22 protein-coding genes are annotated in these 21891 nt (G+C 45.0%); 6 read left to right on the top strand and 16 right to left on the bottom strand.

The genetic code is table 11. The annotated features are described in order from the left end of the window. Positions 1 to 21: 21 nt before the first annotated feature. From trpA to DFP81_RS10690, 7 genes are all read right to left on the bottom strand, one after another. On the bottom strand, positions 22 to 828 hold the full coding sequence (trpA, locus tag DFP81_RS10720) for a tryptophan synthase subunit alpha (protein ID WP_115897776.1): 807 nt from the start codon (positions 826 to 828) through the stop codon (positions 22 to 24). Continuing rightward, positions 825 to 2036, bottom strand: a complete 1212-nt coding sequence (gene trpB, locus DFP81_RS10715; RefSeq protein ID WP_115897775.1) for a tryptophan synthase subunit beta — start codon at positions 2034 to 2036, stop codon at positions 825 to 827. Before trpB ends, trpA begins: the two co-directional genes overlap by 4 nt. Next, complete coding sequence (locus DFP81_RS10710; RefSeq protein ID WP_181903078.1) at positions 2026 to 2646, bottom strand: phosphoribosylanthranilate isomerase; 621 nt, start codon at positions 2644 to 2646, stop codon at positions 2026 to 2028. Before DFP81_RS10710 ends, trpB begins: the two co-directional genes overlap by 11 nt. After that, positions 2630 to 3454 carry a tRNA pseudouridine(38-40) synthase TruA gene (truA, locus tag DFP81_RS10705; RefSeq protein ID WP_115897773.1) on the bottom strand — a complete coding sequence of 275 codons (825 nt, stop codon included), beginning with the start codon at positions 3452 to 3454 and terminating at the stop codon, positions 2630 to 2632. The genes DFP81_RS10710 and truA overlap by 17 nt, the downstream gene beginning before the upstream one ends. After that, entirely contained in the window at positions 3447 to 5654 is a 2208-nt protein-coding gene (locus DFP81_RS10700; RefSeq protein ID WP_115897772.1) for a FimV/HubP family polar landmark protein, read from the bottom strand. The genes truA and DFP81_RS10700 overlap by 8 nt, the downstream gene beginning before the upstream one ends. 146 nt (positions 5655 to 5800) lie before the next feature. After that, on the bottom strand, positions 5801 to 6523 hold the full coding sequence (locus DFP81_RS10695; protein WP_115897771.1) for an EAL domain-containing protein: 723 nt from the start codon (positions 6521 to 6523) through the stop codon (positions 5801 to 5803). A gap of 215 nt (positions 6524 to 6738) precedes the next feature. Further along, positions 6739 to 7626: a pirin family protein gene (locus DFP81_RS10690; RefSeq protein WP_115897770.1), complete on the bottom strand. Its 888-nt coding sequence runs from the start codon at positions 7624 to 7626 to the stop codon at positions 6739 to 6741. 112 nt (positions 7627 to 7738) lie between these two features. Between DFP81_RS10690 and DFP81_RS10685 the strand changes: the two genes are divergently transcribed. Together DFP81_RS10685 and DFP81_RS10680 are read left to right on the top strand one after the other, a co-directional pair. Beyond that, a complete protein-coding gene (locus tag DFP81_RS10685; protein ID WP_115897769.1) occupies positions 7739 to 8680 on the top strand; it encodes a LysR substrate-binding domain-containing protein in 942 nt (313 codons plus the stop codon). Between the two features lie 176 nt (positions 8681 to 8856). Further along, a complete protein-coding gene (locus tag DFP81_RS10680) occupies positions 8857 to 9681 on the top strand; it encodes an NmrA family NAD(P)-binding protein (RefSeq protein ID WP_115897768.1) in 825 nt (274 codons plus the stop codon). A 171-nt stretch (positions 9682 to 9852) separates the two neighbouring features. On the opposite strand, the gene DFP81_RS10675 is transcribed toward DFP81_RS10680, so the two are convergent. The 4 genes from DFP81_RS10675 to DFP81_RS10660 all read right to left on the bottom strand — a co-directional run bounded on the left by DFP81_RS10675 (position 9853) and on the right by DFP81_RS10660 (position 13762). Continuing rightward, entirely contained in the window at positions 9853 to 10833 is a 981-nt protein-coding gene (locus tag DFP81_RS10675; protein WP_115897767.1) for an AraC family transcriptional regulator, read from the bottom strand. A 323-nt stretch (positions 10834 to 11156) separates the two neighbouring features. After that, a complete protein-coding gene (groL, locus tag DFP81_RS10670; RefSeq protein ID WP_115897766.1) occupies positions 11157 to 12803 on the bottom strand; it encodes a chaperonin GroEL in 1647 nt (548 codons plus the stop codon). Between the two features lie 57 nt (positions 12804 to 12860). Continuing rightward, positions 12861 to 13151 (bottom strand): co-chaperone GroES, encoded by a 291-nt coding sequence (locus tag DFP81_RS10665; protein WP_115897765.1) that lies wholly within the window; start codon positions 13149 to 13151, stop codon positions 12861 to 12863. Positions 13152 to 13282: 131 nt separating this feature from the next. Continuing rightward, entirely contained in the window at positions 13283 to 13762 is a 480-nt protein-coding gene (locus tag DFP81_RS10660) for an FxsA family protein (protein WP_115897764.1), read from the bottom strand. A gap of 48 nt (positions 13763 to 13810) precedes the next feature. On the opposite strand from DFP81_RS10660, the gene DFP81_RS10655 reads away from it, so the two are divergent. Beyond that, positions 13811 to 14125 (top strand): MGMT family protein, encoded by a 315-nt coding sequence (locus DFP81_RS10655; RefSeq protein WP_115897763.1) that lies wholly within the window; start codon positions 13811 to 13813, stop codon positions 14123 to 14125. A gap of 80 nt (positions 14126 to 14205) precedes the next feature. Here the strand turns inward: DFP81_RS10655 and DFP81_RS10650 are convergent, their stop codons facing one another. After that, entirely contained in the window at positions 14206 to 14691 is a 486-nt protein-coding gene (locus DFP81_RS10650) for a YajQ family cyclic di-GMP-binding protein (protein ID WP_115897762.1), read from the bottom strand. 84 nt (positions 14692 to 14775) lie between these two features. Here DFP81_RS10650 and DFP81_RS10645 point away from each other — a divergent pair, with 84 nt between their 5' ends. Next, on the top strand, positions 14776 to 15720 hold the full coding sequence (locus tag DFP81_RS10645) for a ketopantoate reductase family protein (RefSeq protein WP_115897761.1): 945 nt from the start codon (positions 14776 to 14778) through the stop codon (positions 15718 to 15720). A gap of 57 nt (positions 15721 to 15777) precedes the next feature. Here the strand turns inward: DFP81_RS10645 and DFP81_RS10640 are convergent, their stop codons facing one another. Then, positions 15778 to 16611, bottom strand: a complete 834-nt coding sequence (locus DFP81_RS10640; protein WP_115897760.1) for a CvfB family protein — start codon at positions 16609 to 16611, stop codon at positions 15778 to 15780. Positions 16612 to 16665: 54 nt separating this feature from the next. Then, positions 16666 to 17226: a DUF1415 domain-containing protein gene (locus tag DFP81_RS10635; protein ID WP_115897759.1), complete on the bottom strand. Its 561-nt coding sequence runs from the start codon at positions 17224 to 17226 to the stop codon at positions 16666 to 16668. A gap of 207 nt (positions 17227 to 17433) precedes the next feature. On the opposite strand from DFP81_RS10635, the gene DFP81_RS10630 reads away from it, so the two are divergent. After that, positions 17434 to 18648, top strand: a complete 1215-nt coding sequence (locus DFP81_RS10630; protein WP_115897758.1) for a DEAD/DEAH box helicase — start codon at positions 17434 to 17436, stop codon at positions 18646 to 18648. Positions 18649 to 18791: 143 nt separating this feature from the next. Here the strand turns inward: DFP81_RS10630 and ribA are convergent, their stop codons facing one another. Beyond that, the gene (ribA, locus tag DFP81_RS10625) at positions 18792 to 19406 is read right to left on the bottom strand and encodes a GTP cyclohydrolase II (protein WP_115897757.1); all 615 of its coding nucleotides are present in this window, start codon (positions 19404 to 19406) and stop codon (positions 18792 to 18794) included. Positions 19407 to 19484: 78 nt separating this feature from the next. Next, positions 19485 to 19958, bottom strand: a complete 474-nt coding sequence (locus DFP81_RS10620; protein WP_115897756.1) for an Lrp/AsnC family transcriptional regulator — start codon at positions 19956 to 19958, stop codon at positions 19485 to 19487. Between the two features lie 189 nt (positions 19959 to 20147). Between DFP81_RS10620 and leuA the strand changes: the two genes are divergently transcribed. Beyond that, the gene (gene leuA, locus DFP81_RS10615; protein WP_115897755.1) at positions 20148 to 21821 is read left to right on the top strand and encodes a 2-isopropylmalate synthase; all 1674 of its coding nucleotides are present in this window, start codon (positions 20148 to 20150) and stop codon (positions 21819 to 21821) included. Positions 21822 to 21891: the final 70 nt, after the last annotated feature.

The following is a 21891-nucleotide window of genomic DNA, read 5'->3' as shown; positions in this document are numbered from 1 at the left end:
ATCTCTGTTTACGACTGCCGCTTAGGCGTCCATCTCATTACGCATTGGCGCTAAGATGGCTTGCAAAGCGTCAGCGATATATTCTTTTGGCTGATCTTTATTTTCAGCAATGGCGTTAACCAAAACACTACCAACAATGACACCATCAGCACAGTGACTGACCGCAGCGGCGGTTTTAGCATCACGAATACCAAAGCCAACCCCAATCGGTAGGTCGGTAATTTCACGCAATGAATCCACATGCTGCTTAACGCTATCAACATCCAGCTCAGCGGCACCAGTCACCCCTTTCACAGACACGTAGTACACATAGCCAGAAGCCAAGTCACAAATCTTCTTCGCTCGTGCTGGTGTTGTTGTTGGTGACAACAAGTAAATTAGGTCAATGTCGTTTTGGCGGAAGCATTCTACTACATCTGTCGCCTCTTCAGGAGTCAGATCGACTAATAAAATGCCGTCTACACCCGCTTCTTTCGCAGAATTTGCAAAAGCTTGATAACCAAAGAACTCAATTGGGTTCAAATAGCCCATTAATACGATCGGAGTATGGGTATTGTGCTTGCGAAACTCAGCAATAATAGACAACACTTTACGCACACTCGTGCCAGCAGCCAAGCTACGCTCACAAGCCAATTGTATCACTGGACCATCCGCCATAGGGTCGGAAAACGGCATGCCTATTTCAATAACGTCTGCCCCAGCTTCTACCAAACCATTCATTATGGTCACCGTGTGTTCCGGAGTCGGGTCACCCGCGGTAATATAAGGAATTAACGCTTTTTTTCCTGACTCAGCAAGTTGTGCGAAACACTGCTTAATTCGGCTCATACTTCAATCCCATCCAATTCTGCTACTGTCATAATATCTTTGTCGCCTCGACCAGATAGATTGATGACCACAATTTTATCTTTTTCCATAGTGGCGGCCAATTTCATGCCATAAGCCACCGCATGACTTGACTCAAGAGCCGGCATAATACCTTCAAGGCGGGTTAGATCATGGAATCCTTCCATCGCCTCATCGTCATTAATCGCCACATAATTAGCACGACCAATGTCTTTTAACCAAGCGTGCTCTGGACCAACACCTGGGTAGTCCAGACCAGCAGAAATAGAATGTGTGCCTAGGATTTGACCGTCGTCATCCGCCATGACATAGGTACGGTTACCGTGCAACACACCAGGGCGACCCGCTGACAGCGGCGCCGCATGACGGCCTGTTTCAACGCCATCACCGCCAGCCTCAACACCATACATGTCAACACCATCATCACCAATAAAGGGATAGAACATACCAATCGCGTTAGAACCACCACCAACACAAGCGACGACCGCATCCGGCAAGCGCCCTTCTTGCGCCATACATTGCTGCTTGGTTTCACGACCAATAACTGCCTGGAAATCTCGCACGAGTTTAGGGTACGGATGAGGCCCAGCCGCCGTACCAATGATGTAGAAGGTATCATCAACGTTACTTACCCAGTAACGCATCGCTTCATTCAGCGCGTCTTTAAGGGTTTTGGTACCAGATTCAACGGGGATCACTTCCGCGCCTAGCAACTTCATACGATAGACATTCAGTTTTTGACGACGAATATCTTCCGCCCCCATAAACACTTTACAGTTTAAACCAAGACGCGCCGCGACTGTCGCAGAAGCGACACCATGCTGACCCGCACCGGTTTCTGCGATAATATTCGGTTTGCCCATGTGCTTAGCCAAAAGTGCCTGGCCGATCGTATTATTAATCTTGTGAGCACCGGTGTGGTTTAAATCTTCACGTTTAAGATAGATTTTCGCGCCACCCATTTTTTCTGTTAAACGCTCAGCAAAATACAAAGGCGAAGGGCGACCGACGTAATGGGCTAAATCTTTGTCAAAGGCAGCCTGAAAATCCGCATCCTGAGACAAGTCTTCATACATTTTTGTCAAATCATCAAGCGCAGACATTAACGTTTCGGAAACGAAGACTCCACCGTACTGACCAAAACGACCATGCTCATCTGGCAAGGTTTGATCTATATCTTTATTGCTCACGCTTTGCTCCACTAATAAATTGTTTTACTTTTAGTTTATTCTTTATTCCTTTCGACGCCTCAACACCTCCGCTAACATCAACCGCATAAGGAGCAACTTGCTCAACCGCACGGGCAACATTATCAGGCGTCAAACCACCCGCTAAGATAACGGGCAGCGGCATCTCTTCAGGAATTAAAGACCAATTAAATACTTCACCAGTACCACCTGGTACACCGGCTTTATAGGCATCCAGCAAAATAGCGCTGGCCGACTGATAAGCCTGAGCCGCCTCTTGTAAATCGTCCCCTTCCTTAACTCTTAAGGCTTTTATATAAGAACGATTATAGGATAAACACTCCTGTTCTGACTCATTTCCATGAAATTGAATCAGCCAACGCGCATTATCAGCAACCACAGCCTCTATGTCTTCCGCCGAGGCATCAACAAACAAGGCCACAGGCACAACGAACGGCGGCAATTGAGAAACAATTGCGTTCGCTTTCACAGGGTCTATATAACGCGGGCTTTTTTCATAGAAGACAAAACCCAACGCATCAGCACCATCATGACAAGCGGCCAATGCATCTTCTAAATTGGTGATCCCACAGATTTTAACGCGACAAGGCATAATCAGGCTCTTCTACATAAGGCAAAAAATGCGGCCCAAGCGGGCGCTGAGGAAGATTAAAGTGCTCAGGGTATTCTGCATCAACAAAGTATAACCCCGTTGGCGGTGCCGTAATGCCCCCTTTAGTGCGGTCTTTAGCAGCCAATACTTGCTTTGCCCAAGAAACAGGCTGTTCACCCGCTCCAATTGTCATCAACACACCCGCAAAGTTACGAATCATATGATGCAAAAATGCATTCGCACGAACATCCAATACTATGTATTGCCCTAACTGCTGCACAGAGAAGTTTAAAATAGTGCGAATGGGCGTATGGGCCTGACAACCAACCGCTCTAAAAGAGGAAAAGTCATGCGTCCCCAGAAAACAACGAGCGGCCTCTTTCATGGCCTCGACATCCAATGTTTTATAGGTCCAAGTCAGCCCCTTTCCTAATAAGGCGGGACGTAAGGCAGACTGATAAATCACATAGCGATATCGACGACTTAATGCACTAAAGCGGGCGTGAAACGCTTCATCAACGTAACGCGCAGCCACCACAGAGATATCACTGGGTAGGTGGGTATTTACCCCTAACGTCCAAGACCGTTCACTGCGCTCTACCTCGGTTTCAAAATGCACAACCTGGGCACTGGCATGAACGCCTGAGTCAGTTCGCCCGGCACAAACCACACTTACTTTATGATTCGCAATAACACTGAGCGCTTTTTCTAAATTTTCTTGGACACTGGGAACATCGTATTTTTGTGCTTGCCAGCCTTTATAGGCTGAACCATCGTATTCTATTATCAGGACAACTTTTTTAGTCACTTGGGAACATCCGCTCCATCATACTTTTCGCTTCGGCAATTTGTTTTTCATTACCCGTGGATACTACATCGTCAAGTATAACACGCGCGCCCTCGTCGTCGCCCATATCCATGTAAGCACGTGCTAAATCCAGTTTTGTTGCAACTTCATCACCACTGGCATCAAAGAAGTCAAACGCTTCTTCTTCGTCATCAACCTCAGCACCTGCAGCGGCTTCTGCTTCACCAAATGATGGCACATCAATGGTTTCTAATTCATCCTGAGCTTCTGCTAGCGTTTCTTCGATACTGGAAGCTAATGATTCATCTGGTGTTTTATCAAACAGCGCCGACTCATCATTCCCGGCTGACTCTTCGTCGTTTAGCAAACTAGAAACAAAAGACTCTTCTTCACTGAACTCAGTATCCTCTTCTGGCGCTGAAGCATCCTCTAGGGACTCAGTCTCGAAGTCCTCAAGCTCTGTTTCGACGGTTGGGATTTCATCCTCTGGAATCGGCTCTAGCTCCGGTTCTAAATCACCAAAGCCATCTTCTAGATCTTCTAGATCCTCTTCTTCAGCCAATTCGTCCATTTGCTCATCCAGCGAAGCAAACGGGTCCTCTAACTCATCTTCCTCGTCGTCTTCGGGAAGCGCTTCTTCAGGGATGGATAAATCCTCAGCGAAATCGAAAATCTCATCATCCATCTCTTGCTGCTCAACAGAGTCGTTTAACATACTCTCTTCGCTGTCAGCGTCCTCTAAATCAAACTGGAAAGGGTCTTCTTCAATGCTGTCTTCTTGCGCTTCTGCTGGAGCAGCAGCGACGGCTGCTGTTGCCGCTACGGCAGCGGGTGCCGCTAGATCAAACTCATCGTTTCCAGTGTCTGCTTCTTGTTTCTTTTTGCCTAGGCGGCGCATCAGCATACCCCCTAAGAAACCCAGCAATAACAACACAACCGCTCCGATGGAGACAACGATCGGGTTACCAAAGATTTTGTTTTTAAGTGAATCCTGCTCGGCTTGCTCTTTTGCTCTGCGCGCTTGATCCGCCTCTAACAACTGGTCGACTGTGTTCTTCTGCTCTTGCAATGATTGTTGTGCGCTGGCGAATTGTTTTTCTAACTCTGCCATCTGTTTGTCTTTTAACGTGATCAACTTTTGCAGGGTTTCAAGCTGCTTATTCAAATCACCCAGCTGACTTGAAAGGTCTTCTTTCTCACGCTTTTCTTTGTCAAGCATCTCTTGTGCGGCTGACAATTGCGTATTTAATTCGCTAGCATTTTTGCCATTACCGGCATTGGAACTGGCACTTTGCTCCGGCAACAAGCTTTGCCCAGACGACAAGGTTAGTTTATCAGAACTGGAAACCGGTGACTGAGATGCCCCTTTACCTTCCGCTTGAGTGTTCATTTGCGCTCGTTCGACACTGGCGTTTTTCGCCGCAGCCCCTTTCAGCGCCATCCAAGCATTATGCTGACGACTGAACTCAGCTTGTGAAAGAGATTTGTTAAACAGGGCAATTTGTTGCTCTGTTGGTAACCGAAGCACCACACCTTCTTTTAACAAATTAATATTGTTGGAATAAAAGGCGTTTTTATTCAGCGCTTGAATCGCCATCATTGTTTGATAAATATTCAAACGATTAGAAAGGGTATTTTTGTCCGCTATGGACCACAAGGTATTGCCTCTAGAGGTAAAAATATTTCCTCTGGAGGTCATGCTCTCAGCCGCTGCGGCTGCATCACGAAAAACACGGTTTGATGAAGCTTGCGAGGTAGGCAGTCTGGTGCTACGAACCAGCTCTTGTTGGGACTTATCCACCAAGGCAGATTGGTTAAGTGGCGTTTGGTATTCACGAACCACCTGCCCACTAGGCCAACGAGCGGCTAATACAAAGTGCAATTCCTTGTCTTTAATCGGCTGCGTTGAAGTAACACCAATAACAAGGTCATTACCATTACCTGCCCGCTGCACATTAAACTTCAGCAAAGATAAATCCGGCGCTGGGGTTAACCCGGCCTGACGAAACTCACCTTCACTCCCCAAGCGAACCAAAATATCCTCAGGGGTCAATACACCATAGTCAGATAATGCGATCTGCCCTCGAAAGGGCTCATCCAAATTTGATTGAGAAGTTAATTCACCCAGCTCCAATGCGTAACCGCTCGAAACATAAAATGCCCCCGAAACGGCCAGACTAATGAGGGTTTTTCTGAGCATAATATTCCCTTCTTGTTCAAAAATGGCTATAAATACTATTCTAAGTATCTTACACGGCTAGACATTTATCAATAGCTTTAGAATCAATGGTTTGTCTTATAATATAAGAATCCAACAATCGTCTAAATACTCTACAACTTTCACCTTTAAAAGCGAATAAAGCCTTCTCGATAAAAGAAGCCTTGGACAAAATCAACACCGATGCATTTAGCAAAGACCAAATCACGCTCGGTTTCCACCCCTTCTAAAATAACACGTTTCCCCGTGGCATGAGCAAAATCAATAATCTTCGAGACAAATATCATATAGCTCACCTCATCTTGCATTTTAAGAACGTGCTTATCAAGCTTAATCCATTCCACTAACTGCATCACTGCCACGGATAACATAGATTTAGGGTTGCACAGATCATCCAATGCTGTCTCAATCCCTAAATTACTAAAGGTTTCGATCATGGATAAGCTCATCAAGGCATCACTGATTTCAGAGTTTTCAATTAACTCAACCACTACCCGCCCTTTTCCAAGCCGCTGAATGGCTTTTAAAATAGGGTTTTCAGAGACCTCACCGCCACAGGCATAAAACGCATCTTGGTCCAAATTCACAAACACCTGATCCGCATTGGGCATATGCTGAAGCTGTAAACATTTTTGCGCATATTCAACCTGATACAAGGAGAGAGGGTTATCGTGTAACGAGGAATAAACAAGGTCAGGTCGTATCGGGTTACCAAGCGCATCATAAAAACGAGACAAGGCCTCATAGGCCACGACTTCATCCGTTTTCACATTCACTATTGGCTGATACTCTACCCCAAACCGCTGATTTTCAATTAAATCTAACAAGACGCCATTCGATAAATGCGACACTAAACTATTCCTTAAAGAGACACGACAAAATCAGGCGGAAGATAATAGTTCTCATTATCGAAAAAATAAAGCACAAAAGCCGATAACCCCATCATCTGTATAGATAATTATTATCCACCTGTTAGTGAATGGCCCGCACTTTTAATCATTACCTCTAACCCTTAGTCTGTACTAATCTAACTGATAACACACACAAATTCACAATAAACAATGCACTAGCACAAAGAGGATGCACCAGCATCAAGACCACCAAATTCTCCTCTCTGATAACGCTTAATCACCTCATCGAGCTGTTGCTCTGTGCTCATCACAAATGGCCCACGCTGCACAAAAGGTTCATTGATCACTTCACCGGACAAAATAACAAAGTGGCTATCCGCTGCTCCCACCCCTCTCACCTTGATATGCGTTTCACCTAGCTTCGTTAATGCTATCGATTCACTTTGCTTCAACCGAACCCACTCACCATTAAGCTGATACTCTATTCCCCCCGCAACGCTGTATAGCCATAGATTAGAATGCTTCGCTATTTGATGAGCAAAATCAGAACCATCATTAACAAAACCATCGAGTATCGTGAACGGCCAAATAGGAGACGCAACTCCACACTCTAAATTACTATCCCCTAAAACCAACCGAACACGATAACCATGGCCTTTTAAGATCGGCATACTTGCCTTTTTTACGTGCAATGCACTAGGAGCACCACAGCGCAAATGAGATGGTAAATTCACAAAAATCTGAAGCCCGTGGATCTTAGCACCGTCGCGCGGCACCTCATCATGAACAACCCCGCCACCAGCGTTTAGCCAATATAGGTCGCCAGGCTGAAGATCAATATCATTGCCCAGCGAATCTCGGTTATGAAAACACCCCTGAGCATCTTCAAAAATCACAGAAATGGCCGACAAGCCAGCGTGCGGATGCTCCCCAAAAGTGGGCGATGTCATAGTATAGTGATCCACCATAATAATCGGGTCCATCGCACCTGAATATTGCGTATGCCGAAAGCCTAGACCGGTAAAACCACGACCAAAACTTAAAGCGTTACCTGCCACACCCGCCATTGGGCCAATGCAGTCAGCAAATTGTTTACCCTTCATAGCACACCACCCTTTTCGTTCCATTTTCTAAGTTAATTGACTATATCAGCTCGATTTTCAGCCTAGAATATTTATAATCTGAACCTTATGTTCCAAAAATAGAACAAAGCAAATGAAAGTTGACTTGAACGATTATTACTATTTCGTACATGTGGTTGAGAAAAAAGGCTACACCGCAGCCGCACGCTCACTAAACATGCCAAAATCACGCTTAAGCCGACACGTATCACAACTAGAAGAGCGCCTCGGCATACGTTTACTGCAAAGAACATCACGATCGATAACCGTAACAGAAGAAGGGAAACGCTTTTTCCAACATGCCCGCAAACTCATTGACACAATGGAATTAGCGGAAGCATCGATTTCAGATTATGCCACCACCCTATCAGGCAAAGTCACTTTCAGCTGCTCTACTGGCATGGCTCAATTCTCGCTAATTAATATTATTTCTGATTTTGCAGAGCTTCATCCCAACGTTATTATTGAGCAGCGCATCTCTAATAATACCGACGACTTGATCAGCGAAGGCATTGATTTCGCATTAAGAGGCCACGGCAAAGAACTTCCAAATTCGTCTTTGATCAGACGCCCTATTACTCAAATTGATTGGCCATTTTTTTGTTCGCCTGACTATCTAAAAAAAGTCAGCCAAATAGAAAAACCACAGGACCTCGCACAGTGTCGCTTTTTAAAACTTGGACGCGCCAATGCCAAAGAAACCGTTTCGCTACTAAATAGTGAGGGGTTACGCATTCAGCAGCAGACGAATATTGCCATGTTTACCGAGGACATGGGCACCTTAAAACAGTCCGCTATGAAAGGATTGGGCGTGACAACTCTGCCTGAATATGTGTGTTCAAATGCATTACAAACCGGACAACTTGTTCGCATCTTACCCGATTGGATTTCTCAGTCTGCCAACCTGAGCATGCTAATGCCATCTAGACTTGGCATCCCTCAACACACCAGAGCATTGATGGATTTTATCCTCGACCGTTTGCCCGCAGAGACAATCATTAAACCGCACTCTAACAACTCATCAAGCACTTATTAAACACAGCCTCAGCCTCACCACAAGAGAGCACTGGTCTAGCGCCACTCTCTTCTAAACTGACTATATGGACTTTCTGCAAACAATAGCGAACTTCTTATCATTCATTTAAAGCGTCTCTAAGGGGATCATAGATTTGCCTTTCAACAGCAAGCTATTACCACAACAGGAGACGTTTTATGAATCAATCAACCCCCATCGTCATCATTGGCAAAAATGCCAAAACAGGAGCGCGGGTGAACAAGCTATTGCTCGACCTTGGAGTGGAGACTCGACCCGTATCGCGCAGCACTCCAATCAGATTTGACTGGGAAGACCCCAACACTTGGCCGGCGGCATTAAGAGGAGCAAAATCTGCCTATGTGACATACCAACCCGACCTGGCCGTCCCCAACGCCGCAGATGACATACAAAGGTTTGTCGAAGTGGCGAAAGCCGAAGGGATTGAACATGTTGTTTTGCTTTCTGGTCGTGGCGAGGAAGGTGCCGAAAAAGCGGAACAAATATTAATACACAGCGGACTAGAGTGGAATATAGTTCGCGCCTCTTGGTTTGCTCAAAATTTCAGCGAAAGCTTTATGGCTGAAGGCATATTAAATGGTGAACTGATTCTCCCTACGGAACAGACTCCCGAGCCATTTATCGACACAAACGACATTGCCGAAGTGGTAGTTGCCACACTCATTAAAGAAGACAATCGCAATCACCTGTATGAAGTCACAGGCCCTGAATTGCTAACCTTTCAAGATTGCGTCGATGAAATATCCAAGCAACTTGGCAGAGAAATCAAGTTTACCTCGGTGAAAATTAAGGACTACCTGACTATTTTAGAAAACCATAAGGTACCAAAAAGCTACCAATGGCTACTCAACGAATTGTTTAGCGTAGTGTTTGATGGGCGCAACGCCAATCTAAGCCAGGGTGTAGAAGAAGCATTAGGCCGCAAGCCGAGAAAATTCGCCGACTATGTGGCAAGCGCCATTGAAGAAAAACGCTGGGGTTAAGTCATTTGCAAACTAACAATAGACAGCCTGACGCAATATCAGGCTGTCTCACCTGCCCTTTGCCTAATGTGACTCACAACAAGATGGCGGCTCTGTTAGTCAAAGCGTTACACTGGCGGGGTGTTGCTCACTAGCAACACCATCTTATGCTTAAAGAAAACCCTCACCACATTATATGGACCATGTATTTTTAGTGCGGGATGGTGGCTCGCCATATTTATTTTTGTAAGCACGACTGAACGCGGCTTCTGATTGATAGCCCACACTTAGCGCAACATGCAACACATGACTGTCACCATGAGACAATTTTTCACGCGCCAAAGACAGTCGCCAATCTGTGATGTATTTTTTAGGTGTCTTACCCAGCTTCTTTTTGAAATACTCAATAAAACTTGTGCGCGACATATTTGACAATTCAGCCAGCGACTCAATGTCCATGTGAGCCGCAGGGTCACTGTGTATTTTCTTTATCACACGAGACAAGCGTTTATCTGTGTGCGCCATAAGCCAATGCTGACTGTTATCCGACACCTCATCAACCCAGGCTCGAATGCACTGCAAAATCAACACATCAGCCAGCTTAGACACAATAAGCCCTGCCCCATAACCGTCATTTCTTGTTTCTAGCTGTATAGCTTGAACCATTGTTTGGATTGTCTGATAGGTTTTCGATCGCTCTGTAATGAGAATATAATCTGGCATCGAACTAATAATGGACGCGGTGAGCTCATTATCAAACAACACCGTCCCACAAAGCGTCGTTGTCACTTTACCATGCCCATGCTTATTGATGGTGAGGCAGTCATAATGCTCCGTGACTTTTTCAAGGCTATTCTCGAAAAGATCCCTGGCTGGCGTATGATTAACGTCCACAATATTATGCCCAGCACCACGGGGCAGCAGTATAAAATCCCCCGGCCCAAGTGGAATCAAAACATCATCTACAGCAACAACAGCTTCCCCCTCCAGAACCAAATGAAACATGGTACTTGAAGGAATGGCAGGAATCTTAACCCCCCAAGGCTGCCTCATCGACGAATAAGTATAAAACACACTGCTCATTTTGAGCTGACTTAATGGCGAACTTATCTTGTTCGCCCTGCGCCCCTGCAGATCAAATTTGTCAAGCTCTTGAGCTTTATCAGCAACCATAAACCATCTTCTTCAAGCAATTACTCTGTGACATTCTGACAACCCAATTTATAGCAAAATATCCACCTCGTTACACAGTTTTCTAGTGCCTAACTTGTTGCAACGCTAATCCCCGCCGAAAATTAATAGCAGCCAAAAGTAGAACTGTCTCGCCATCTAAACGCAGGAGCCTCTGCATGAAAAAGTCACGTGACACCGATAGCCAAATCATGGCGATTACCAAACGAACCCATAGCTTCCATTAGATACCACAGAAACTCAGAACAAAAAAAAGCCCCGTAGACACTAGGTCTACGAGGCTTTACTCGATGAAGTGAGGACGCTTACATCATGCCGCCCATGCCACCCATACCGCCCATGCCGCCCATATCAGGCATAGCTGGAGCATCTTCTTTTGGCAAATCAGCAATCATGGCTTCTGTTGTGATCATAAGACCGGCAACAGACGCCGCTGCTTGTAGCGCAGAACGCGTTACTTTTGCTGGGTCAAGAATACCCATGTCTAGCATGTCGCCGTATTCGCCACTCGCTGCGTTGTAACCGTAGTTACCTTCGCCTTGCTTCACTTTGTCAACAACCACAGACGCTTCTGCGCCAGCGTTAGTAACGATTTGACGCATAGGCGCTTCCATCGCACGCAAAGCAAGTGCAATACCAACGTTTTGGTCTTCGTTTTCACCTTCAAGGCTAACAACCTTAGTTAGTGCGCGCACTAGGGCAACACCACCACCAGCAACAACACCTTCTTCAACCGCTGCACGAGTAGCGTGAAGTGCGTCATCAACGCGCGCTTTTTTCTCTTTCATTGCTAGTTCAGTCGCTGCACCAATCTTGATAACAGCAACACCGCCAGCCAATTTAGCAACACGCTCTTGAAGCTTCTCTTTATCGTATTCAGAAGAAGAGTTAGCGATTTCAGAACGGATTTGAGCAACACGACCAGTGATGTTTTCAGCAACACCAGCACCATCAACAATTGTGGTGCTTTCTTTTGTCAATGTTACACGCTTAGCAGTACCAAGCTGATCGATTGTCGCTTCTTCAAGCTTGATGCCGATCTCTTCTGAAATAACCGTTGAGCCAGTCAGAATCGCAATGTCTTCAAGCATGGCTTTACGACGATCACCGAAACCAGGCGCTTTCGCCGCAGCAACTTTAACAATACCGCGCATAGTGTTAACAACCAATGTTGCCAACGCTTCGCCTTCAACATCTTCTGCAATGATCAACAATGGACGTGATGCTTTAGCAACACCTTCCAAAATTGGTAGCAAATCACGGATGTTAGAGATTTTCTTATCAACCAAAAGGATGAATGGGTTTTCTAGTTCCGCACTCATGGTTTCTTGGTTGTTGATGAAGTAAGGAGATAGGTAGCCGCGATCAAACTGCATACCTTCTACTACCGCTAGCTCATCTTCAAAACCAGAACCTTCTTCAACTGTGATCACGCCTTCTTTACCAACGCGCTCCATTGCTTCAGCAATGATTTTACCGACAGAAGAGTCAGAGTTTGCAGAAATAGTACCTACTTGCTCTACCGCACGAGTGTCTTTACATGGCGTAGAAAGTGCTGCGATTTCTTTAACAACAGCATCCGCTGCAGCATCAATACCACGCTTTAAGTCCATTGGGTTACGACCCGCAGCGACAGCACGCAAACCTTCTGTAATGAAAGATTGAGCAAGTACTGTTGCTGTTGTTGTTCCGTCACCAGCGACATCATTGGCTTGAGAAGCAACTTCTTTCACCATTTGAGCGCCCATATTTTCGAATTTATTGTCTAATTCGATTTCTTTTGCAACTGTTACACCGTCTTTAGTAACAAGAGGCGCACCGAAAGATTTTTCAATAACAACATTACGACCCTTAGGACCCAATGTTACTTTTACTGCGTCTGCAAGAACGTTAACGCCTTTCAGCATTTGCTGACGAGCGCTGTCTCCAAATTTAACTTCTTTAGCTGCCATTTTCGTATACCTTAACAATTGTAAGTGTTATGAATAGTAATAGAACTGTGGGACAAATTAGGCTTCAATAACGCCGTAAATTTCGTCTTCTTTCATAATAAGCAGTTCTTCACCTGCGATTTTAACCGTTTGACCGGAGTACTGGCCAAACAACACAGTGTCACCTACTTTTACGGCTAAAGCTTGCACATCACCATTTGATTGAATACGGCCAGTGCCAACAGCCAAAACCTCGCCTTGAGTAGGCTTTTCTGTAGCAGATCCTGGTAAAACAATACCAGATGCAGTTGTTGTTTCTTCTTCTTTACGTCGAACAACGACACGATCGTGCAAAGGACGAATATTCATTGATCAATCTCTCCAATTAAAAAACGAAAACCAGGTTTCCCCTGGCAGGACTACACTCACCCACTAAGGCAAGTAACTATATCGAGTTCTTATATACGGCTAACAAAAAGCTTTTCAACCCTTGAGGGCAATTATTTTTTATCAATTAAATCATGATCATCTTTTGATTCTCTCGAAAACTCACCATCAAACACATCGCCTTTTTGCTGACCATATTGACCGCCTTGACCTCCCCACTGGCCACCTCTTTTCACCATAGAGGCAATAAAGTTAACCACCAGCCCAGCCGCCACTAATTTACGCACTGGCGGGATCAGCAATAGCGCCCCGATTGCATCCGTCACAAAACCAGGAATCAAAAGGCACAAGCCTGCAAATAACAACATAATACCTTCTGCAACTTCAGAAGCAGGCAACTCACCACGACGCATTTTTTCTTGTGCCTTCATCGAGGTTTCTAAACCTTGCTTGCGGATCAAGGTCACCCCTAAAATAGCGGTTAAGAAAACCAACCCAATAGTTGGTAAGGCGCCAATGCTGCCCCCAACCTTTATCAAGAGTGTTAACTCAATGACTGGGATTAAAATAAAAAGTAACAGCGCAAATCTCATATCTACCTTCTTTATATTAAGTTCAATTAAGTATCTGAGGGCAACCTGGTGACTAATCAAGCAATGGACAACTTTAAATCGCAAGTCTTTTTGATTTTAAACAGCATTCCTTTCGGAGAGTGCATTGCTTATGGTGAGCTAGCCGCACAAGCAGGGTTTCCAAATCACGCTAGACAAGTAGGGGCAATAATGAAAAAACTCCCCAAAGACACAAGCTTGCCTTGGCACAGGGTTGTCAACGCGCAACGAAGGATTAGCTTTGCAGAAAACACGGACGGTTATTTGCGCCAAAAAGAAAAATTAGAACAAGAAGGCTGGCTAATTGTTGGCACCAAACTTCAACTTAAAAACAAAGATTCATAACTTAGAAACAAAAATGCCAAACAGAAGTTTGGCATTGTAGCGAATCAAAGTGCTATTGCAGCGCTATTAAACGCCAGCAATTAATCTCTAAAGTTAGTGAATTGCACTGGCTGATTTAAATCAGCACCACGCAGTAGCGCCATAACCTGCTGCAGGTCATCACGTTTCTTACCTGTCACGCGCAATTGCTCCCCTTGGATTTGAGCTTGAACCTTGATCTTGCTTTCTTTGATCATTTTAACAATGCGTTTTGCCTCGTCGGTCTCAAGACCTTCCTTCATTTTTACATCCTGAGAGACTTTCATATTGCCCTTTACCATCTCGCCTTTTTCAAGACTTTTTAGATCGATGCCTCGAGCAACCAGCTTTTGATTTAAAATATCAGAAAGTTGACGCAATTGAACTTCTGCCTCACAGTGCATCACAATGCTAGACTTGTCTTTCACTTCAAAACTTGCTTTTACGCCTTTGAAATCATACCGTGTAGTAATTTCTCTGTTTGCTTGATCTACGGCATTGGTAACTTCGTGCCAATCCAGTTCGGAAACAACGTCAAATGATGGCATTTTATGCTCCTATGTATGTTCAATGATGAATTTGGGCGCGATAATAGCAGTTATTGAAATAAAATACCTAATGGAACTCCTACTATGAAAACCACTTCTTGGCTCGTTGTCGGAGCCGGTGCCATAGGCCTACTATGGACCTGCAAATTAAAAAAACTCAATTTCAATGTCCATTTGGTTTACCGCAACCAGAGCCCTGGCAATCTGCTTAGCTTAGATGAATCCCTTGCCAGCGAAGAAAACAGCCCCACCTTTTCCGAGCATAAAATCAAAAGTTTCCAAGCATCGCAGCTTAATAAATCCTATGACAAGGTGCTATTTTGTACCAAAGCGTACGACCTACTGGATGCTTACCAATCTGTTCAGGCCCATCTAACAAAAGACGCAGACATTGCCTGTCTATGCAACGGCTTAGGGTTTCAAGAGCGACTCCAACAAAAGCTGCAAAAAAACCAAACATTATGGGCCGGCACCACCAGCGAAGGCGCTTTAAAAATAGCGCCAAACAAGGTCAAGCACACAGGCCTCGGCGACACTTATTTCGGCCGATGGTGCCCCACCAAAAACGCCAAGCCTTTCCCACTACCTTCATTTGAAGTCGCAAACATACACCAAAGATTGGTCGAGAAATTAGCTATTAATGCCATTATCAACCCAATCACTGCCATTTACGGCATTCAGAACGGCGACATTTTAAGCCCAGATTATGAACACCTCTTTAAAAATGCCACCCGTGAACTTGCGCATTTCTTTACCCAATCTGACTTTTCACTGCTCGAACACAGCCAACACCTTAACAGCGACAACCTAATCAACCGTATTTCCACCGTCGCACAGCTGACCCGCCTAAATCGCTCCTCTATGCATGAAGACTTACGCCTAAAAAGACAGACCGAAAATGAATTTATTTCTGGTTACCTAGTTTCTCAAAGCAAGAACTCGCTGCCGATCCAAGCGGCTTTACATCAGGCTGTTGCCAAACCAGAACAGCGCGAAGAAATCAAAAAAAAGCTACTAAACACCGTTTAGTAGCTTTTTAATCACTCACTCCATCGTCAAAGAGCCATCAATACAAAACCCAACAGGTTAGACTTTTGTGATTTTCTCTTTGCTCAATAGAATCTTTTTATCTTTGTACAAGGCACCTAACGCTTTCTTATAAGTCGCTTTACTCACCTTGAATACAGCATAGATGGCTTCTGGAGACGCTTTGTCGGTCAATGGGGATTCACCACCCTGAGCGTCCAAGTAATCCAGAATGTCATCCAGTATATTGCGCACTTTCTTATAGCCGACCTCTTGAAGACTTAAATCAATTTTACCATCTTCTCGAATACGCTTAATAAAGCCCGTGGTTTTCTCACCTTTACGCAACTGTCTAAAGGCATCTTCGAAAAACAACACACCCCAGAAACGGTGGTCAATAACACACTTAAAACCAATGTTTGTCTTATCACCAATGATAATATTGACCTTGTCGCCAACTCGATATGGCGCTTCTTCGCGATTAAGCAAAGCATCCACTCGGGTCGTTGCCACGATACGATTGGTAATATTATCTAAATAGATAAACAGAAGATGAGTCTCCCCTTCTTCTACGCGGTTTTTTTGCTGACTAAAAGGCACCAATAAATCTTTTGGCAAGCCCCAATCAAAAAAGGCACCGACTTGGTTGACTGCCACCGCGGTTAACGCGGCAAACTCTCCAACTTGCGCTTTCGGAAACTCAGTTGTCGAAATCAATTTGTCATCCGAATCGAGGTAAACAAACACCTCAACATCATCCCCAATCTGAAGACCTTTTGGCAGATAACGCCTAGGTAGTAAAATCTCACCCAACTCGGCGGCATCCAAATAAACGCCAAACTCTTTTTCTTTAACGACCCTTAATGTATTTAAGCGTCCAATTTGTGTAGCCATGAATTCTCCGGCATTAAGTTTTTTGCACTGCGTCCACTCACTCAACACACCAAACTAAGCGTCTGGCAGCTGCATACTTGTGGTTAATATTTCTTCTAACTTTTCGTGCCCCATCTCTTCCATCATATCAATGTTGCGCTCAGGAATTACGTCTGTATCACCATAAAACTCAATGGCTTTTTCCACACTCGCCTCACGCAACAAATGCAACATAGGATAAGGAGAACGATTGGTGTAATTAGACACGTCCTCTGGCTCAGTACCAGAAAAGCAATAATCTGGGTGAAAGGTGGCTAACTGATATACCCCCTCACATTCTTGCTCTATCATGATGTTTTCCGCTAAATCGACAAAATCCAAATAACGATAAAAATCGCCAAATAAGGTCGGAAAGATCAAAATGGTTGTTTCTGTCTCTGGGTGCTCGTCGAGCCAACGCACTTCTGACATCAGCTCCTCAAGTGCCACTTGTGCCTTTTTTGAACGCACAACAACAAACCGAACGCTATCGCGCTCCATTTCACGTTTCGCAAAAGGGCACACGTTCAACCCCACTATAAAATTGTTCACCCATTTAATGGTTTGGGTGGTTACCAGCTCATCTGACAAATGCATGCTTATCTTCTTCCAATAATTTCATCATTTTAGAGCAAAGCGGTTAACGGGTCTAACTTAACTCAATATGAAATAAGGTTTCGATTTCGAAACCCTATAAAACAAGGTATTATTTAAAGTATGCAGCCCATTATGCGAGTTAATTATCCATAATGAGAACGAAAAGATTTACTTGCTGCTCCTTTTTCCTCGCAACAGAGAGTTTACATGTCATTTGCTGAACTAGATCTTGATTTCACGATAGAGCAAGCCATCATGGATATGGGGTTTGACACTCCTACTCCGATACAAGAACAAGCTATTCCCATTGCTTTAGACGGATCGGACTTACTGGCAACAGCCCCTACCGGCACCGGGAAAACCATTGCCTTTTGTGCCCCAGCGATTCAACACATCCTTGACCGTGACGAGCAATCCACAACGGCTCCCAAAGTGATGATTCTCGCTCCTAGCCGTGAACTGGCTCGCCAAATTTACAATGTGGTTATTCAGCTCACGGCACACACTAGAATTGAGTCGCAACTTATTATTGGCGGCATTCCTTACGGTATGCAGCAACAACAACTCAGCGAAAATTGCGACATACTGGTTGCCACACCAGGACGCCTTGTTGAACTAGACGAAAAACAATGGCTCGACTTGAGTGATGTTTCTTATTTTGTCATCGACGAAGCAGATCGCATGCTGGATATGGGGTTCGCCAGCGCCATTCACCATTTAGCCAAACAAATCCCAAGCGAGCACCAAACCTTGATGTTTTCTGCCACGCTAGAAGGCGAAAAAATGGGGCGTTTTGCTAGCGCACTATTAAACGATGAAACTCAGCAGCTTCGTCTTGGTGAGTCCTCACGTTCTGTGCCCAACCAAATTCGCCAAATCGCTTACCGAGTAGACGATGAAGTGCACAAAGAAGCCATTCTAGAGCACCTATTAACAAGAGAACATGTCCAACAAGCTATTGTCTTTGTCTCCAACCGTGAACACGTTGATGTGTGGGTACAACGCATCCGCAAAATGGGATTAATGTGTGACGGCCTGCATGGTGAAATGAAACAAGGTGACCGTAGCGAACATTTAAAACAAATGGTTCGTGGCCGCTTGCAAATTTTGGTTGCAACTGACGTGGCCTCTCGCGGCATCGATTTGCCTGAAATAAATACCGTAATAAACTTACGCCTTCCTCGAAAAGCAGACTCTTATGTTCACCGAGCAGGCCGAGCTTCACGCGAAGGCGCGCCAGGTGATTGCATCTCACTGATCGACATCAACGACCTTCCGATGATTGAGAAAATTCAGCGTTTCATGCAAGCCAACATCAAATTTGGTCGCATCGAAGGCTTAGAACCCAAAACCAAAGCTCGCTCACCTAGAAGTCGAGTGAAAAAGAAAAAAGCGCCTACTAAGGCCAAAGTAAAAAAATAACTCGTATCTGGCTATCGAGCTGAGCATCATTTGAGGCCAATATAAAGAACCTCTCTTTATGCCGAGGCAATTTAGGACAGGACACAAGACAAAAAAAGGGCTTTCAACAAGCCCTTTTTTACACCCTAACCACGAATAAATACTTATTCGTCGTCAAACACCAGCGTATGTTGTTTGCGCGCCGCTTTGGTATGCAGATAAGAACGATTATGCTGATTCACATGCACCTTTGTTGGAACGAGCGCCGTTACTTCAATACCATGCTCTTGCAATTGCTGAGCTTTATCTGGGTTGTTCGTCAACAAACGAATTTTCGACACCCCTAGAGATTTCAACATTTCAGCGGCCACACCAAAATCACGGCCATCTTCAGGCAAGTGCAACATCTCATTTGCTTGATAAGTATCATACCCTTGGTCTTGAAGCGCATAGGCCTCAAGCTTGGCATACAAACCAATACCGCGACCTTCTTGACGCAAATAAAGAATATAACCACCTTCTTCATTAATGCGATCAATGGCTTCATCTAGCTGTTCACCACAATCACAACGTCCAGAGCCAAACACATCCCCCGTCAAACATTCGGAGTGCAAGCGTACCAAAGGCACCTCATGCTGCTTAGTACCGCCTTTGCCTTCAAAGAAGATACCGATATGTTCTTTGCCTGATTCATCTCCATTAAAAGAAATAAAATCAGCCATTACGTCGCCCGCTCTTACTGGGATGACTACACGACGCTTCACCGTTAACTGACCCATTGCCACTGTCTCTCTTTCAAAAATAATGCTTTATATGTGTGCATTATAGGTATTTTTCAAGCACTACACTAAGGAAAACTAGATCAAATGATCCAATGGCAGAGATGTACTGTCTTTGACACTGCGCAACTGGAAGCTGGATTGAACCCCTGTCACTCCGGGAATACGCGTAAGCTGCCCCAACAAAAAGTCATGATATTTTTCCATATCTTCCACTACGACCTCCAATAAATAGTCACAGTTTTGCCCAGTCACCAGATTGCAGTTTCTGACTTCAGGGAAGCCATCTATCGCTTCTTCGAATACATTAAATCGATCTGGAGTATGACGATCCATACTGATTTGCAAAAAAGCCGTCAATTTCAAACCCAAACTAGAGCGCTTAAGCAAGGTCACCTTTCTGTCTATGATGCCGCTTTCTTCTAACGCCTTAACCCTTCTCAAACAGGGTGAAGGAGACAACCCCACCCGATCGGCCAACTCCTGGTTAGTAAGGCTAGAATCTTGCTGAATCTCCTTCAATATACTCAAATCAATCCGATCAAACTTCATAAACACACCTTTTCTGCCTATTTTTTCTACATACTAGCAATTTAATGCCAAACAATATGTGTTTTTTATCAAAAAACGCAATCTTTTACCCTAAGTTATTCGTTACTATAGAAACATAGAAAAGCGCCAAATAAAGCAGCGCATTACACACTGGGGTTTACCGACCCTCAACCAACAAGGACTTACATCATGACGTCTTTTGATCACACTAAATACACGCCGTTTAAACCTGTGGCGATAGAAAACCGCACTTGGCCTGACCAAGAAATCACCAAAGCACCTATTTGGTCTAGTGTTGACCTGCGTGATGGCAACCAAGCCTTGGTTGAACCCATGACAGTGGAACAAAAGAAGCAATTTTTTGCCCTACTTGTTGATGTTGGCTTTAAAGAAATTGAAGTGGGCTTCCCTGCAGCATCACAGTTGGACTTTGATTTTGTCCGTTGGTTGATTGAAGAAGATCAAGTGCCAGATGACGTCTACATTCAAGTGCTAACGCAAGCTCGTCCAGAGTTGATTGAGCGCACTTATGAGTCCTTGAAAGGCGCTAAAAAAGCCATTGTGCATGTATACAACTCCACTTCCACCACTCAGCGCGAACAAGTATTCCGCATGGACATGGAAGGCGTTAAGCAAATTGCGGTAGATGGCGCTCAATGCGTTAAAGATCACGCTGCCAAACACCCAGAAACTGAATGGTTTTTTCAGTACTCTCCAGAGAGCTTTACTGGCACCGAGATTGATTACGCTATCGAGGTTGTCGATGCTGTTGCTGAAGTATGGCAACCCACTCCTGACAACAAAATCATTATCAATTTGCCAGCTACCGTCGAGGTTTCTACCCCAAATCGTTACGCTGACCAAATTGAATACTTCTGTCGTAATGTAAAAAAACGCGACAGCATGATTGTCAGCCTACACACTCACAATGACCGCGGCTGTGGTGTAGCAGCAGCAGAACTTGGCGTAATGGCTGGCGCAGACAGAATCGAAGGGACCTTGCTAGGAAATGGCGAGCGTACCGGTAATATGGACATTGTCACCATGGCAATGAACATTTACAGCCAAGGAATTGATCCAGAGTTAGCATTAGGCGACATGGACCGCATCATAAGTGTGGTTCAAGCCTGCACCTTACTTCAAGTTCACCCGCGCCACCCATACGCAGGCGAATTGGTGTTTACTGCTTTCTCTGGCTCTCACCAAGATGCCATCAAGAAATGCTTGGCAAACCAAACGGACGACAAACCTTGGGATGTGGCGTATTTGCCAATCGACCCTCGAGATGTCGGCCGCAGCTACCAAGAAGTCATTCGCGTAAACAGTCAATCAGGCAAAGGCGGTATCGCGTACACCCTAGAACAAGAGTATGGTTTGGCCTTGCCGCGCTGGTTGCAAGTAGAGTTCAGCCCTATTGTACAGAAGTTTGCTGAACACGACGGCGGCGTGGTTAACGCAGAATCCATGAAAGCCTTGTTCGAAAGCAGCTTTGTCACCGGCACTAGCCCTTACCAGCTTGGTCGCTACGATCTTGCTAAAGAAGAGGAAGACACAGTACACGCCGAATTAATCAGCGACAGCGGCAGTGTGAAAATTAGCGGATCTGGTAACGGTGCGCTATCTGCATTCAGTGAAGCACTTGGCAAGCACTTTAATATGCGTGTGGACATTATCCAGTATCAAGAGCACGCTCTTACTGTCGGCAGTGACTCACAAGCGATTGCTTACGTTCAAGCAAACATCAACGGCGACCGCTTTAACGGCGTGGCGATTGATAACGACATTGTGTCCGCATCAATACAAGCCTTGCTTGCTACCGTCAACCAGAAAAACATTCAAATGTCGGACGCGGCAGTCGCCTAATCCAACACAGCATAAAAAAACCGCGTCACTTTTGAAGTGACGCGGTTTTTTTTGTTTTCACTCACCTGTC

It is taken from the genome of Marinomonas pollencensis (assembly GCF_003387375.1).
GTDB classification, from domain to species: Bacteria; Pseudomonadota; Gammaproteobacteria; order Pseudomonadales; family Marinomonadaceae; genus Marinomonas; species Marinomonas pollencensis.
The sequence above is the reverse complement of the archived record's forward strand: the minus strand, read 5'-3'. Positions and strand labels throughout refer to the sequence as shown.

What these genes read in the sequence shown, in the direction of transcription:
- trpA (WP_115897776.1), bottom strand. Translation starts at nt 828, where the DNA reads ATGAGCCGAATTAAGCAGTGTTTCGCACAACTTGCTGAGTCAGGAAAA.
- DFP81_RS10710 (WP_181903078.1), bottom strand. Translation starts at nt 2,646, where the DNA reads ATGCCTTGTCGCGTTAAAATCTGTGGGATCACCAATTTAGAAGATGCA.
- DFP81_RS10700 (WP_115897772.1), bottom strand. Translation starts at nt 5,654, where the DNA reads ATGCTCAGAAAAACCCTCATTAGTCTGGCCGTTTCGGGGGCATTTTAT.
- DFP81_RS10690 (WP_115897770.1), bottom strand. Translation starts at nt 7,626, where the DNA reads ATGAAGGGTAAACAATTTGCTGACTGCATTGGCCCAATGGCGGGTGTG.
- DFP81_RS10685 (WP_115897769.1), top strand. Translation starts at nt 7,739, where the DNA reads ATGAAAGTTGACTTGAACGATTATTACTATTTCGTACATGTGGTTGAG.
- DFP81_RS10680 (WP_115897768.1), top strand. Translation starts at nt 8,857, where the DNA reads ATGAATCAATCAACCCCCATCGTCATCATTGGCAAAAATGCCAAAACA.
- DFP81_RS10675 (WP_115897767.1), bottom strand. Translation starts at nt 10,833, where the DNA reads ATGGTTGCTGATAAAGCTCAAGAGCTTGACAAATTTGATCTGCAGGGG.
- groL (WP_115897766.1), bottom strand. Translation starts at nt 12,803, where the DNA reads ATGGCAGCTAAAGAAGTTAAATTTGGAGACAGCGCTCGTCAGCAAATG.
- DFP81_RS10665 (WP_115897765.1), bottom strand. Translation starts at nt 13,151, where the DNA reads ATGAATATTCGTCCTTTGCACGATCGTGTCGTTGTTCGACGTAAAGAA.
- DFP81_RS10660 (WP_115897764.1), bottom strand. Translation starts at nt 13,762, where the DNA reads ATGAGATTTGCGCTGTTACTTTTTATTTTAATCCCAGTCATTGAGTTA.
- DFP81_RS10650 (WP_115897762.1), bottom strand. Translation starts at nt 14,691, where the DNA reads ATGCCATCATTTGACGTTGTTTCCGAACTGGATTGGCACGAAGTTACC.
- DFP81_RS10645 (WP_115897761.1), top strand. Translation starts at nt 14,776, where the DNA reads ATGAAAACCACTTCTTGGCTCGTTGTCGGAGCCGGTGCCATAGGCCTA.
- DFP81_RS10640 (WP_115897760.1), bottom strand. Translation starts at nt 16,611, where the DNA reads ATGGCTACACAAATTGGACGCTTAAATACATTAAGGGTCGTTAAAGAA.
- DFP81_RS10635 (WP_115897759.1), bottom strand. Translation starts at nt 17,226, where the DNA reads ATGCATTTGTCAGATGAGCTGGTAACCACCCAAACCATTAAATGGGTG.
- DFP81_RS10630 (WP_115897758.1), top strand. Translation starts at nt 17,434, where the DNA reads ATGTCATTTGCTGAACTAGATCTTGATTTCACGATAGAGCAAGCCATC.
- ribA (WP_115897757.1), bottom strand. Translation starts at nt 19,406, where the DNA reads ATGGGTCAGTTAACGGTGAAGCGTCGTGTAGTCATCCCAGTAAGAGCG.
- DFP81_RS10620 (WP_115897756.1), bottom strand. Translation starts at nt 19,958, where the DNA reads ATGAAGTTTGATCGGATTGATTTGAGTATATTGAAGGAGATTCAGCAA.
- leuA (WP_115897755.1), top strand. Translation starts at nt 20,148, where the DNA reads ATGACGTCTTTTGATCACACTAAATACACGCCGTTTAAACCTGTGGCG.